A 14,155-nucleotide genomic window follows, 5' to 3' on the forward strand; every position below is an offset into this window, starting at 1 on the left:
ATTCATAAATATAAGTAACTATATCTAAGCGCTGACAGCTTCTTCTGATATGGCTTTGACTCTATTAGGAACCAATACACTAACGACCACGTAAGTGATGGCTGATGCAGCTGATCCGATAAGAGGTCCCTCTACCCAGCCGACAATACCTGATGTTAAGAGATAACTACTGCAAACAGCACCGACGATAATAGAGGCAATAGCAGCCATCGTTGAGCCTTTATAAAAGATGGTCACCAAAAGTACACCAGATAGAGCTGCCATTAAAGTACCGCTAGAGAATATGCCTAGATAGCTAAGCATCGCTTCAGGTAAGAAGAAAGTAGAAATGAAGGCGATAGCAGCCACAATAGCGACCCACAATCTATTCAGTTTCAATAGCTCAGCCTCAGTGCGAGGTTTATTGTCAAATACTGCCAAACGCAAATCATGTGAGGCAGCAGTTGATAAGGTATGCAAGATAGAGTTTGCCGTAGATTTCATAGCAAAAAGAATAAACAAAGTGATCACACTACCCACCACACTTGGAATAGCATTGGCTAAATACCAAGGCATTGCTTCATCGGGATTGATCAGACCTGGGTTTTTGATACGAACATATAAGCCAACGATAGGCACCAAGCTCAAAATACACCCTAGAATGGCCGTATAAAAGCCTGTTTTGGCAATACTGATATTAGATTTCATCGCCAAAAAACGTACTGACATATAGGGCAATGCAGTACTAAAGATAAGCGCATAGACAAATACTAGAAAAACAGAAGCTTTGGCATTACCATATGGGTTAGAATTTTCTGGATTGACAAGGTTTGGATCTATCGCATTCAGCTGCGTCATCATATCTGCTAACGGAATGTCAGTGAACACCTGAACCACTATATAAATGGCAGCAGTGGCCATCCCAATCACCATAAAAGTATCGGTCCAAGCAACGGCGAGCAATCCGCCTGCCATGGTATAAATAGTAATAATTACCAATAAAAGCGCAGAAGCCAGAAGAGGTGAAATACCGAGCCAGCTACTACCTAACATACCAAGCGCTCTAATCTGAGCCGTCAAAAATACGGTCAAAAATATAATCATGCCCAAAGACGTGACAATACGCAAAGTGCGAGCAGATATTGAATTTCGATCATTACAGTGCAAGTTAACGATAAATTCAGGAATGGTACTACTACCCATCTTCATGGCTCTATTACGCAAATAGACCGCAAAAAATAATACGGCGACGACCATGGCTGGTGCAAAAAAGAAATTACCTAAAAGCTCAATCGTCCCATATTGGTATGCGGCACCAGGTGAACCCATAAAGCCCCAACCACTAAACCCAGTAGCCACGACAGTACCTGCCATAACAAAAGGCCCTAATGAGCGACCGGCTACTAAAAAACCACTTTCCTCATCTGCTGACATGACTTTTGAAGCTTTACTAGCCAATACAATGAGAAGCGCAATTGCTGCTAACAATATCATCCAATTAATAAACATGTCGATTCCTCGTATCGTTTACTACATTACTTGTTATGACGCTCTACGAAGAAATAACTCACTGCCAGTAATAGCGTCAGTACATTAATGGTCAAAAACCAAAATAACGTCCAGCTGTTAAGAAACAGGTCCATAATGTTATTTCCTTAATAAGTGAAATGTGAAAATAATTGCATCGTGCGAGGCGCATCATCATCTATGTTGGCGGGCTTAAAATAAGAAAATTATTCATGGTAGCCCACTCAATATAGACAGTATTTATTGATGACACTCCCCTACATTAACGACCGATAATATTATGCTCCGGGCCGTACTTAAAGCCTGTGATATTATCAGCGCCCGTCTCATTGATGACTAAGATGTCATGCTCTCGATAACCGCCAGCACCCGGCATGCCCTCTGGAATCATAATCATCGGCTCCATAGAGATGACCATACCGGGCTCAAGCACTGTTTCAATATCTTCACGTAGCTCAAGTCCTGCCTCGCGTCCATAATAATGGCTAAGCACACCAAAAGAATGGCCATAACCAAAGCTGCGTTTTTCTAATAAGTCATATTTTGCATAAATTTTATTCAGCTCATGTGCGATATCGCAGCAGCGCACGCCAGGTTTGATAAGCTCAAGACCTGCTTCATGCACTTCACAATTTATCTGCCAGTAGCGTAGTGAATCTGCATCACATTTATCCAAGAACAATGTGCGTTCAAGCGCGGTATAGTAGCCTGCTATCATAGAAAAACAGTTAAGACTCAATATATCACCCGACTGGACACGGCGATTGGTTACTGGATTGTGGGCACCATCCGTATTAATACCTGACTGAAACCATGTCCATGTATCCATGAGTTCTACTTGACCAAACTGCTCCCCAATAGCCTTCACCATCGCTTGTGTAGATGCCAAGGCAACTTCGTATTCGGGCACGCCATCATAAACAGCCTGTACCAATGCCGCCCCACCAATATCACAGACCTGAGCGCCCTTTGTTATTAGCGCTATCTCTTCAGCGGACTTAACCATTCTCATGGTCATACATGCTAGGCTAATATCAACAAACTCTACATTGGGTAAAATAGCTTTGAGCTTAGCAAAGCGATCCATTGGTAAATGATCAAACTCAATACCGACGCGGCCGTGATGAGGAATTTGTTGAGCAATGGCTTTGAAATAGTTATCACGCTGCCAATCAGTGTAAACAATATTATTGTCGCCCACAGTACGCCGCCAAGGCTGTCCACCATCGATATTGGCAGAGATTGACACGACTTCTTTTGAAGTAACGACTAGTCCATAAGGTCGCCCAAAAGAGCAATATATAAAGTCAGAGTAGTAATTGATGTTATGTATCGAGGTGAAAAGCGCCGCCACAATGCCATGATTATCTAAATACTCACGAAGTTTCTCATGACGATTTGCATATTCTTGATGACTAAAAGTCGGTTGCACTTTCTGGCCGTTTTTAATTTCGATTAGACTTGGGAGATGCAGATTATCTAATGAGCCATCTAAAGAGGTTAGGTTTAATGAATTCATCCATTTTCGAGAAAAATCTGTAGAAGATAACGTGCTAGTAAGGTCTTTTAGTGCTGACATGGAACGTCTCCAAGGTAGGTAATAATTAACTGAGAACACGTTCGATAATAGAGGTAAAATTAATAAGGTATTTTTTCATAAGCGACATTTTATGTTTATAATCGGACATATAGACAAACAACTTAACATTAGCCAGAACTTTAGGTATGTTCTGAAGGCGACAAAAAATGACTCAGATAACGGAAAAGATGATAGACAAGCCTAGGCGTATTGGGTTTCTACTGATTAATGGCTTTACCATGCTCGCGTTCAGCAATATCATTGAGCCACTTCGAATGGCGAATTATGTGAGCGAGCAACTCTTATACTCGTGGGTGGTGGCAGGGTTCGATGACAATAAAACCAGTAGTAGTAACGGTATTAAGTTAAGTCATACTGCACCACTCGACTACTTATTAACCTGCGACTTGGTATTTGTATGCGGAGGACACCAAACAGATTACTTGGAATCTAGTAAGCTCATTACCTTAATTCAGCGATTGGCAGTACGGGATATTGCACTTGGCGGTTTGTGTACAGGAGCGCTAGCATTGGCTGCTGCGGGCTTACTTGAGCAGCAAGCAGCCTCATTGCATTGGGAGAACATCAGCGTAGCCCAAGAAAGCTATCCAGGTGTTATTTTTAATGACCAAATATTTACAATAGCACCGCAGCTATATTCTTGTTCAGGTGGAGCTTGCGCATTGGATATGACTTTACATATCATCAATAAGCATCATGGTCATCATATCGTTTCCAAGATACAAGACATGTTTATTATCACCTCTATACGTGAGCCTACTTACGTACAGCATATGCCCAAGCCAAAAATACTGAGCAGTAGCTATACCAATGTAATAGATGCTATTGCATTGATGAAAACCAATCTTGAAGAGCCTTTAAGCGTTAAGGATATTGCCCATCATCTTGGATTATCAAGTAGACAATTACAGCGCATATTTAATAAAAATTTTAGTTGTTCACCGCAACAGTATTACGTGCGATTGCGCCTTGAACACGCCAAATATATTCTTAAACATACTACGCTGCCTATTAGCCAAATCGTACTAGCAAGCGGCTTTATCGATAACAGTGCATTCTCTAGCACCTTCAAAAAAAACTATGGCATGACGCCAAGCCATTACAGACAAGAGAATCAGCTGGTATAGCCTATTTAATCTTGACGCAGCAACTATAAGAATGGTCTCTCCAAAATTAAAAAAAGCCATAAAAGTCATTACTTTTATGGCTTTACTGCTCTGTTGTATATTTTGAAGCTTAAACCTAGCTTTGAGTTAAATAAGCGCTTTTAATTCAGTCAGCTTGCTTAACACTGTATCAGGTTCATATTTCACCAGCTGCTGCTCATTTTGTGCACCAGATAGCACACCTAAAACTAGCCCACATAAAGCCCACTATATCCATCTGGAAATAATGCTCGATGCCATCCGAGTAGATCATCTAATAATAACGGCTGTTGATAATGATAGGTAGCACTTAGCATCATCTCTACCACTGCATCGATCTCACGAGTATTGGTTGGCATACTGGCATTATTCAGCCCTAAATGCCGCGCAACTGAAGAACGAACCTGCTCATCATTTAGTGTCTCACCTTCTATCTCAGAAGTTTTGATAATCTCTAAGGTCACCGCATCTAATTGTGCCTCAACATTCAGATCGAACCCTAGTGTTAGCAGCTTTCCTAGTAAATGGCCTTGTAATATCCGTACACGACTAACAAGTGGCAATAGCTTTTTGTCCGACCATTGCCATTCAGTCCAGTTTAGATGTTCATGAATATAAGTAACATGCTTCATATGTTCGGTAACCCTCCCAAACCTAAGACACCTAACAAATAGAATTAAGCTGCTTGATTGAGTTTCTGTATGGGCGTAAAACCGCCATTGCCCATGTTTGGGCGCTCATGATTATAATGATATAACCAGTTTTCTGCTTGTGTGCGTACTTGCTCTAAGTTATCAAACAGCTCCTGATTTAACCAATCATATCTCATGGTTCTGTTAAAGCGTTCCACATAGGCATTTTGCTGTGGATTGCCAGGTTCAATATAGCTTAAGTTAATGCTTTGCTGCTCAGCCCAGTCTTTGAGCGCATTGCTGATGTACTCAGGACCGTTATCGCATCTTATTTGTACAGGTTTGCCTCGATATTCAATGAGCTGGTCTAATGTGCGTATGACCCTTTGTGCTAGTAGTGAGAAGTCAATCTCAACGGTGAGCGCTTCACGGTTGTAATCATCAATCACATTAAACAGTCTAAAGCTGCGACCGTCATTTAAGCCGTCGTGCATAAAGTCCATGCTCCAGCTTTGGTTTATCCTATCAGGTACTGCTAATGGTATTGGTTTAGCGCGTTTAATGCGACGCTTGGGCTTGATTCTAAGGTTGAGTTCAAGCTCACAGTAGATGCGATATACCCGCTTGTGGTTGTACGGCAGTCCCATGACATTACGCAGGCTTAAAAAGCATAAACCAAAGCCCCAGTTCTTATTCTCATCAGTCAGTTTGATGAGTAAGTCCGCGATCTGCTGGTTCTCATCCGTGGCCATTGACTTATGGTAATAGCAGGTCACGCTGATGTTAAAGATACGGCAAGCACGACGTATGCTAATACCATGCTCTTCAATGTAATGACAAGCCATTTTCCTGCGCCTTTGGGGCGCTACCACTTTTTTGTCATGGCATCCTGTAGGATATCGGATTTAAGACATTCATCAGCATACATCTTCTTAAGACGTGCATTTTCAATTTCAAGTTCTTTTAAGCGCGCAATCAAAGAGGCATCCATGCCGCCATACTTTGAGCGCCAGTTATAAAAGGTACTTTGGCTGATATTATGCTCACGGCAAAGCTCGGTGATAGGGACACCTTGTTCGGCTTGTTTTAGGATATTAACGATTTGGTTGTCAGTAAAGCGTGTCTTTTTCATAGGATTCTCCTGCTGATATATTTTAGCAGTTAATCTCTATTTCTAAGTGTTCTTATTTAGTGGGGGGATTACCGTTCCACCACATTAGTACTTGGTTATTCAGCGGTTCGCCGCCGATAAACATGATACGTGTGCCCTTTTTAGCAGCCAACTTAATACTTTTGTTATTAGCAATATCGCTATTATGAAAACGGAATAACTGGTCTTGCTGACAAACCTTGCCTTCGGACGCTACCTCTCCTTCTGAAACCAAGATACCGTACTCAAAGTCTGACTCTAAATTTATTATGCCACTACAGGTACAATAAAAAGGATATATAATTGACGCATCTAAAATATGAGCAATAAAAACATGGATATCGAAGGCAATACTGCTGATCAAATAGAAATTATCTATGAAGATGAGTATATAGTAGCGATTAATAAAGAAGCGGGTCTGTTGGTGCATCGCAGTTGGCTGGACAAAGGCGAGACACGCTTTGCCATGCAGCTCACCCGTGATGCGGTAGGCTGTCATGTATTTCCAGTGCATAGGTTAGACAAACCTACATCAGGTGTATTGTTATTTGCCAAGAGCTCAGCCGTTGCACGTAGCCTTACCGAAGCGTTTACTGAACGCAAAGTGACCAAGCAATATGTGGCCGTGGTGCGCGGCTTTATGTCTGAACAAGGTACTGTTGATTATGCGTTGAGCTTTAAGCCTGATGCCATTGCCGATAAATTTGCCAACTTAGATAAACCTGCTCAAGAAGCGGTCACCCACTGGCAGAGTTTGGCACAAATTGAGCTGCCATTTGCAGTATCAAAGAAGCATGCCACTAGCCGCTATAGTCTGGTGCGCTTAACGCCTGAAACTGGGCGCAAACATCAGCTACGTCGGCATATGAGACATGTATTCCATCACATCGTGGGTGATACCAGTCACGGCGATATACGTCATACACGGTTTTTTCGTACTCACTATGATTGCACGCGTATGTTGCTGCATGCACAGACTTTGGCACTCAGCCACCCCGTCACTGGTGAGCCACTAGTACTACAAGCAGGATTAGACGAGCAATGGATGCGTATCTTAGAAGAGTTCTCTTGGACAGATAGTGTTGAGGTTTAAGTCCCTAGTGGGGACTGGAAAAGACAACCTCTTATAATACGCTCCAAAACCTCAAGTTTTTCAAAATATCTTTTTTATCAAATCATCAGTATCTTGTAGCACCACGCATATAGACCACTCAATCATAATTAGCCATTTATTAGTGATCATCTTATCAAAAACCTTTTCCACAGCTATGTGACTACGCTCACGGATGTTAGTCTCATTTAAACTTACACATTTTTCTTGAAAGCTAAAAGATAACAAGAGAATAAAAAACGCAGAGCACCATTTGAAGCCCTGCGTTTGTTAGATTGAACTGTATTTACAGGATACTGTATCTAAATTGCAGATAGGCCGCTGTGATTGCCACTGCATCTTCTACCTGCGGATAATGGCCTAACATAGGCATATTGGTTATATCAGCGTTGGGTATCAGCTGGCGATAACGATCAATCATATGCTGACCTGAGATAGGATCTTTGGCACCTGCGATCAATTTCACTGGTACAGTACTGTTGATAATCGCGCCTACCCATCGCTCGCGGTACTGCTGACGCTGTGGCATATAGTTAATCAGCTTATGCATCACACCCAACCCATCATTGTGATTTAACAGCTGCCATAGCGTGTCTATCACCTCTACTGTGGGCGGCGTGTTTGGGCCAAATATCCGCTGTAGACTGCCTGCAAATTTCTGTTTATTAATCAGTTTTGATACCATAGGACCTAATGGTGATAGCAGTAGTTTCTGCACCAAGATAGGTTTGTGCGTCTCAGGGAATAGACCACCGTTTAAGAAGCATACGCTGGCAATGTGTCGCTCAGCGCTCCCTTCGACTTGTCTGGCTAGCAACTCCTGAGCTACCGTATCACCATAGTCATGCGCTAAGATATGATAATCACTGACGTCCAGTTTTTGCAAAACAACTTGATAAATATCAGCCTGTTCACTGATTAGATAGCGCGCGTTTTTGGGTTTGTCTGATAATCCAAACCCCAGCATATCGAGGGTAATAACATAATAATGCTCGGTTAGCGCATCCCACATGCCCTCCCAGTCCCAACTGGCACTAGGATAACCATGAATCAATAGCAATACGGGCGCACTTTTATCCCCTGCATACCGAGTGAAGATTTGGTGTCCATGAATTGATTCATATTGCCCCTGCCTTTGCCACTCATCAAGAGTTATCATTAGAGACTTACTCCTCAAATGATGGGTCAGTGCGGCGCAATTTTCTTAGTAACGCAGGCCATGCGATATCACCATTTGCACCTCGGGTCACTTGCTCTGATGCAGCTTGGATACCTGCCAAGATTTGTGCTGGTATCGGTGTCAATACACCGCCCCCGCTCTGCGCTTTGATCTGAATCTCACAAGCTCTTTGCATGATATACATGTACAAAAATGCATTGGCAACCGTATCGGCACAGGTGAGCAGACCATGGTTACGCAAAATCATAAAGTGAGCATCACCTAAATCAGCAACCAAGCGTACTTTTTCTTCAGGGTTTAATGCGACACCTTCGTAGTCGTGGTATGCCAAATTGGATAGCGGAAATAATGATTGTTGCGAGATAGGTAGTAGGCCTTTTTCTTGCGCTGAGACGGCCACGCCATCATTTGTGTGCAAATGAATGACGCAATGCGCATCATCACGAGCCTCGTGCACAGCACTGTGAATGATAAATCCAGCTGGATTTACGTCGAACTCTGATGGCGATACTTTTTCGCCTGCTTTATTGACTTTAACTAAGCTAGAAGCGGTAATCTCTTCGAATAACATTCCGTATGGATTGATTAAAAACTCATCCTCAGTGCCTGGCACGCGGGCAGAGATATGAGTGAATACCAGATCGTCCCAGCCATAAGAAGCAATCATTCGATAACAGGCGGCAAGATTTACGCGCATCTGCCACTCTTGTTCGCTCATGTTATGGTGTACACTCGAAGTTGAATCGGTCGATGTCGCGGTTTGCATAGTTGTTTGCATGGTGTATTCCTTTACTGTGTTAGATATCCTGAATGATTACTTTACACCATTTCATAAAACCAAATCTGTCAAAAACATTACACTTATGAATATCAATCATTATTTAAATAACGACCCATGGTTTAGTCAATTGCCAGCCATTGTGCAGCCGCTACTGGCAGGCGATGCGGTGCTAAAGGTATACCAAAAAGGCCAAATGATTCATGCCATCGGTGATAACGATGATGCGGCGCTACACTTTGTCGTGTCGGGTACGATTAGAGTCTGTAACGTGAGCGCTAGTGGCCACGCCATGACGTTGGCGCATCTATCTAGTGGCGAGCGGTTTGGTGAGATATCTATCATAGATGACAATCCTCGCACCCATGATGCATGGACGATTAACAAAGTAACGCTAATCTCTATCCCTAGAAACCTAGTCATTCGGGCAGCGCAGTTGCATCCGATTTTATACAAGCACCTCGCACTTATAACCTGCGAGCGAATCCGCCGAGCATTTAAATGGATTGATGATGCTACCTCACTCAATACCTCAGCGCGATTGGCTAGCATGCTAATTGGGCTGATTGACACTTATGGTAAGCAAATAGGAGACGATATCAAAATAGATCTGCGCTTATCGCAAGAAGAGCTTGGCTTTATGCTTGGTACTACCAGACAAACCATCAATAAAATCATCCAATCGTGGCAAAAGCAGCACCTTATCGATATGCACTATGGTTTTATCACCATAAAGGACAAACCCCAATTGATGGCAATGATGAATCCTGCCTGACTTAAATGTATAAAATCATCTCAGAAAACACCTCACCATCTAACTTATTCTAGTTAGCATCAATCGCCTTAACATCTTCTTAACAGACCACTTGCTATGGTAAGGAATGACGTTTCCTACCATCTGTTGAGAAGTATCTGTATGTCCATACCTCAAGCCATCAAGACCAATGTGCTCAAAATCAAAGCAAAAACCAGCTACCTTAGCAGGCTCTATGATCGTGAGATAAATCTCAGTTATCTTATTATTATCGTGGCTTTATATTTGGTAGCGACTGCAAATATTGGGTTTTTTGAGCAGGTGCTAAATGTCTATCCATTTAGCACAAACATGGGTTTTATACTCTCCATCACAGGTTTGTTATTTGGACTGATGTGGCTGGTATTACAGCTGCTGTGCTATCGCCCAGTTGCTAAGCCCGTATTGGCTACGCTCCTGATCATCGCTGCCATTTGCGGTTATTTTACCGATGCTTATGGGACGATATTTGACACCAACATGTTGATTAACAGTCTGGAGACCGATCAAGCAGAGGCGATGGGATTGTTTGCCCCCAGCATGGTCATTCGGGTGCTGATATTAGGCGTGTTGCCAGCATTTATCATTAGCAAAATTCGTCTAAAACGCTTTACTTGGCAACGCAGTATTCTACAAAAAACAGCCACGTTGATATTGTCTATCGCATTGATCGCAGCGTGTCTTTTACCCTTTGGTGACCAGTACGCCAGCTTCTTTCGTCAGCATAAACAAGTCCGTTATTATGCTAACCCGATCACGCCTATTTACTCTACGATCAAACTTGGCGAAAACTATATCGATGAGCTACGCCGTCCTGATACTTTGACGCTGCATGCGACGGATGCAAAGCGTGTGTCACCTGCTAATAGTGTGAGTGGCAATGCTAAACCAAAACTGATGGTGTTTGTGGTTGGGGAAACGGCTCGCGCTGATCACTTCGGTTTAAATGGCTATACACGCAACACCACACCGCTGCTCTCAAAACAATCAGACCTCTATAGTTTTCAGAATGCTGTCTCTTGCGGCACCTCTACGGCCTACTCCGTACCCTGCATGTTCAGCTATGCAAATCGAGCAGACTACGATATCGATACAGCCAAGTATAATGAAAACGTACTAGATACACTAAGTAAGCAAGGGGTTAATGTTATTTGGCGCGACAATAACTCCAGCTCTAAAGGCGTGGCTGATCGTGTTACTTTTGAGGACTACAAAACGGCTGATACCAATCCGAACTGTGATGTCGAATGCCGAGATATCGGTATGCTTGATGGGTTTGATGAACTTGTAAAGTCAGGCAGCTCACAGCAAGAGATGCCGAAAGACACACTTATTTTGCTGCATCAAATGGGCAATCATGGCCCCGCCTATTATCAGCGCTATCCCAAAGCATTTGAAGCGTATAACCCTGTCTGCATGACCAATGAGCTGTCTAAATGTGATGCTCAGTCTGTGATAAATGGCTACGATAATGCGATTCGTTATACCGATCACTTTTTGAGTAATGTGATTGATACGTTAAAGCCTTATGAGCAAGATTATGATGTAGTAATGGTATATATTAGTGATCACGGGGAGAGTTTGGGTGAAAATAATATCTACTTGCACGGCCTACCCTATAAGTTCGCACCAGATACCCAAAAACACGTGCCTACGATAGTTTGGTCGCCCAATAGTAATAGTATCGATACTGAGAGTCTTTCTAGTATGGTCAATCAGCCAGTGTCACACGATTTTATTACCCCGACATTGCTTAGCTTTTTTGGTATTACGACCGATGAAGTCAAAGGTGAAGCAACCCTTTTCAAACTGTCCCGTTCTAATTGAGTGGTTAAAAGTGAGTTATTCCAACTAATTTGTTAAAAACAGCTCTCTACATTCGTTTTTATATTACTCAGTCCTTTTAGGTAACCACTATTTTTTAGGTCAGCATCATGTACAAGATACTCGTCATTGAAGACAACCCCGATATCGTGGCCAATATTTATGCTTTTTTTGAGCCAAAAGGGTTTGAGTTGGACAACGCACATAATGGTTATAGCGGGCTAACACTTGCCTCAAACAATCGCTATGACGTGATACTGCTAGATGTGATGTTACCGGGTATGGATGGCACGCAGCTGTGCAAAAAACTCAGGGAAGAGTTGCATGACAAGACTCCCGTGCTAATGCTCACGGCTCGCGATACAATCTTAGATAAAGTCGCTGGGTTTGATAGCGGTGCTGATGATTATTTGGTCAAGCCGTTTTCGTTGGTTGAACTAGAGTGCCGTATCAAAGCGCTCATACGTCGCCATGAGGACGATCATTTTGCCCACAGTATTGCCGTCGGACCGTTGTCCTTAAACAATAGCGAGCATACCATTATGCGCGACGGACAATCACTGAAGCTTACCCCAACTGGCTTTAAAATATTACATATCCTCATGAGTGCAGCGCCTAGAGTCGTCAGTAAAACTGAGATTGAAGAAAAAGTATGGGGGCTAGATATACCCAGTAGTGATGCACTGCGCACCCATATGCATAGCGTACGGGCGCAGGTTGATAAGCCATTTAACACACCCATGATAGTCACCGTACCTGGCGTGGGCTACCAAGTTGTTGACCCTAATAAATCAGCAAGCGCGTAGTCGTGATTGCAGTATGAATTAAATAAACCTCATGTGACTTACTAACCGACTTACCATATCGTATTTGTCGCTCTATTATATATAGCCCTGTTATATATCGCCTTCTTCTATTAGGTTGTCCCATGCCATGCTCAATATAGACTCGATAGCCAATAAGTTCAGACTGTCTTACTTCATATTCGCGTTATTACTGTGCGCAGCTTTTGTCAGTATTTTCTTGTACGCGGAGAGCCGAATAGAGCAAGATTTGGTCAAGGCTCGCCTATTGCAGCAGCTAGAACTCAGTCAAGAAAAGTACGGTGACCAGCCTATCTATGTCGCTGAACCAGGTATCAAGATTTATCGCTATGACAAAGCACCTGCCAGTTTGCAAGCGATAGCCAATGACACGGTACAAGAGACTTCTGTCACTGTTAGTAAAACCTCTGGAGCAGGTCATGCCAACCTGCATCTTTTCGCCTATACTCAAGATGGTCAAACCTATATTTTGACTTACCTAGAAAACACCGAAATGGTGATGGGAAATTACCCAGTCTTGGCGATATTTGAGCACCTAGAAGACATATTTGCAGATACGCTAAAAGTAGCCGTGATTCTAAGCTTACTTATCGCCGCTATCTTCTCTCAGTTATCTTCCAAACAGATCATCAAGCCTTTATTGGATTTGAAGCAAGCCATCGAGACTGACCATCATAACTTAAGCGACTTGACACACTTGCCATCTGAGGTTGGTGTCTTGGCACGGGCCATCGATGAGAAAAACCACAAGTTAGAGCAATATCTCAAGCGCGAGCAACTGTTTACTGGTGATGTCAGCCACGAGTTACGCACGCCGTTGACTATTATCATGGGAGCTTCTGAAGTGTTGGCCTCGCAATTAGACGCTGACAGCCACTTAAATGAATTTACCAATCGCATTAGCACTACTGCCAAAGAAACTTCTGAGATCATCACCGCCCTGCTTCTACTATCGCGCGCGCCTGAAAAGTTAGACGCACCGCAAACCTCTATTAATAGTATCGCTTTAGCGGAAATGCAGCGCCTAAAATACTTGCTGCGGTATAAGTCTGTCACTTGTCAGATAATTGCTGAGCAGGAATACAGCGCTTACGTACGCCCCGAACTACTAAAAATGGCACTAGGCAATCTCATAAAAAATGCGTTTCAATATACCGATGATGGCGAGGTAACCATTACTATCGATGACGAAAAAATCACGGTGACTGATACTGGTTTAGGTATTCCTGAAGCAATGATGCCTTTACTCTATGAACGGTTTGAGCGATTAGAGTCTCAGTATAAAGACGAGCAAACAATTCTGTTGTCAGAGCATGATACAAAACATAAGGTTGAAGGCTCAGGTCTAGGACTCAGTATCGTCCAGCGTATCATGTCACATATGGGCTGGCAGCTCACTCACCAAGCCAATCGCTCAGGTGGTAGCACCTTTAGTATTTATTATAAGTAACCTTATGATAATCCAAAGACATCTTCATTTCCTAATCATTGATTACTGATTGGGAAATGAAAAATTTAAACACCCATTATGCTTTATTCTCATCCCTCTATATCCTCTTAACGTTTTCTTAACCTCTCCCGTCTTATACTCAGGCTATCTTAATTTTAATAG

At 42.8% G+C, this 14,155-nt stretch carries 13 protein-coding genes; 6 read left to right on the forward strand and 7 right to left on the reverse strand.

Features of this window, described 5'->3' with window-relative positions:
- Positions 1–24: 24 nt before the first annotated feature.
- Both ACQKCG_RS00845 and ACQKCG_RS00850 read right to left on the reverse strand, forming a co-directional pair.
- Positions 25–1,488 (reverse strand): sodium:solute symporter family protein, encoded by a 1,464-nt coding sequence (locus ACQKCG_RS00845; RefSeq protein WP_101206353.1) that lies wholly within the window; start codon positions 1,486–1,488, stop codon positions 25–27.
- Between the two features lie 280 nt (positions 1,489–1,768).
- Positions 1,769–3,025: a M24 family metallopeptidase gene (locus ACQKCG_RS00850; RefSeq protein ID WP_178379308.1), complete on the reverse strand. Its 1,257-nt coding sequence runs from the start codon at positions 3,023–3,025 to the stop codon at positions 1,769–1,771.
- Between the two features lie 227 nt (positions 3,026–3,252).
- Here ACQKCG_RS00850 and ACQKCG_RS00855 point away from each other — a divergent pair, with 227 nt between their 5' ends.
- Complete coding sequence (locus ACQKCG_RS00855; RefSeq protein WP_101206352.1) at positions 3,253–4,233, forward strand: GlxA family transcriptional regulator; 981 nt, start codon at positions 3,253–3,255, stop codon at positions 4,231–4,233.
- Positions 4,234–4,460: 227 nt separating this feature from the next.
- On the opposite strand, the gene ACQKCG_RS00860 is transcribed toward ACQKCG_RS00855, so the two are convergent.
- The 3 genes from ACQKCG_RS00860 to ACQKCG_RS00870 form a co-directional block, all read right to left on the reverse strand.
- Entirely contained in the window at positions 4,461–4,883 is a 423-nt protein-coding gene (locus ACQKCG_RS00860) for a DUF4172 domain-containing protein (RefSeq protein ID WP_227522987.1), read from the reverse strand.
- A 44-nt stretch (positions 4,884–4,927) separates the two neighbouring features.
- Positions 4,928–6,015 (reverse strand): IS3 family transposase gene (locus ACQKCG_RS00865; protein WP_166739213.1). Its coding sequence is split into 2 segments (ribosomal slippage): positions 4,928–5,763 and positions 5,763–6,015, totalling 1,089 coding nucleotides; the frame shifts between segments, so codons are not numbered across the junction.
- A 52-nt stretch (positions 6,016–6,067) separates the two neighbouring features.
- The gene (locus ACQKCG_RS00870; RefSeq protein WP_134292219.1) at positions 6,068–6,463 is read right to left on the reverse strand and encodes a pirin-like C-terminal cupin domain-containing protein; all 396 of its coding nucleotides are present in this window, start codon (positions 6,461–6,463) and stop codon (positions 6,068–6,070) included.
- On the opposite strand from ACQKCG_RS00870, the gene truC reads away from it, so the two are divergent.
- Complete coding sequence (gene truC, locus ACQKCG_RS00875; protein ID WP_259358651.1) at positions 6,353–7,126, forward strand: tRNA pseudouridine(65) synthase TruC; 774 nt, start codon at positions 6,353–6,355, stop codon at positions 7,124–7,126. The two genes, ACQKCG_RS00870 and truC, sit on opposite strands and share 111 nt — an antisense overlap.
- A 304-nt stretch (positions 7,127–7,430) precedes the next feature.
- On the opposite strand, the gene ACQKCG_RS00880 is transcribed toward truC, so the two are convergent.
- Both ACQKCG_RS00880 and ACQKCG_RS00885 read right to left on the reverse strand, forming a co-directional pair.
- Positions 7,431–8,303 (reverse strand): alpha/beta fold hydrolase, encoded by an 873-nt coding sequence (locus ACQKCG_RS00880; RefSeq protein ID WP_101206349.1) that lies wholly within the window; start codon positions 8,301–8,303, stop codon positions 7,431–7,433.
- Positions 8,304–8,310: 7 nt separating this feature from the next.
- On the reverse strand, positions 8,311–9,102 hold the full coding sequence (locus ACQKCG_RS00885) for a class II aldolase/adducin family protein (protein ID WP_227522986.1): 792 nt from the start codon (positions 9,100–9,102) through the stop codon (positions 8,311–8,313).
- A gap of 85 nt (positions 9,103–9,187) precedes the next feature.
- Here ACQKCG_RS00885 and ACQKCG_RS00890 point away from each other — a divergent pair, with 85 nt between their 5' ends.
- The 4 genes from ACQKCG_RS00890 (at position 9,188) to ACQKCG_RS00905 (ending at position 13,993) form a co-directional block, all read left to right on the forward strand.
- Entirely contained in the window at positions 9,188–9,877 is a 690-nt protein-coding gene (locus ACQKCG_RS00890) for a Crp/Fnr family transcriptional regulator (RefSeq protein ID WP_166739212.1), read from the forward strand.
- 141 nt (positions 9,878–10,018) lie between these two features.
- A complete protein-coding gene (locus tag ACQKCG_RS00895) occupies positions 10,019–11,722 on the forward strand; it encodes a phosphoethanolamine transferase (RefSeq protein ID WP_101206347.1) in 1,704 nt (567 codons plus the stop codon).
- A 107-nt stretch (positions 11,723–11,829) separates the two neighbouring features.
- Positions 11,830–12,525 (forward strand): response regulator transcription factor, encoded by a 696-nt coding sequence (locus ACQKCG_RS00900; RefSeq protein WP_101206346.1) that lies wholly within the window; start codon positions 11,830–11,832, stop codon positions 12,523–12,525.
- Positions 12,526–12,652: 127 nt separating this feature from the next.
- Positions 12,653–13,993 carry a sensor histidine kinase gene (locus ACQKCG_RS00905; RefSeq protein ID WP_101206345.1) on the forward strand — a complete coding sequence of 447 codons (1,341 nt, stop codon included), beginning with the start codon at positions 12,653–12,655 and terminating at the stop codon, positions 13,991–13,993.
- The last annotated feature ends 162 nt before the right edge of the window (positions 13,994–14,155 follow it).

It is taken from the genome of Psychrobacter sp. NPDC078929 (assembly GCF_050267985.1).
Taxonomy (GTDB): Bacteria; Pseudomonadota; Gammaproteobacteria; order Pseudomonadales; family Moraxellaceae; genus Psychrobacter.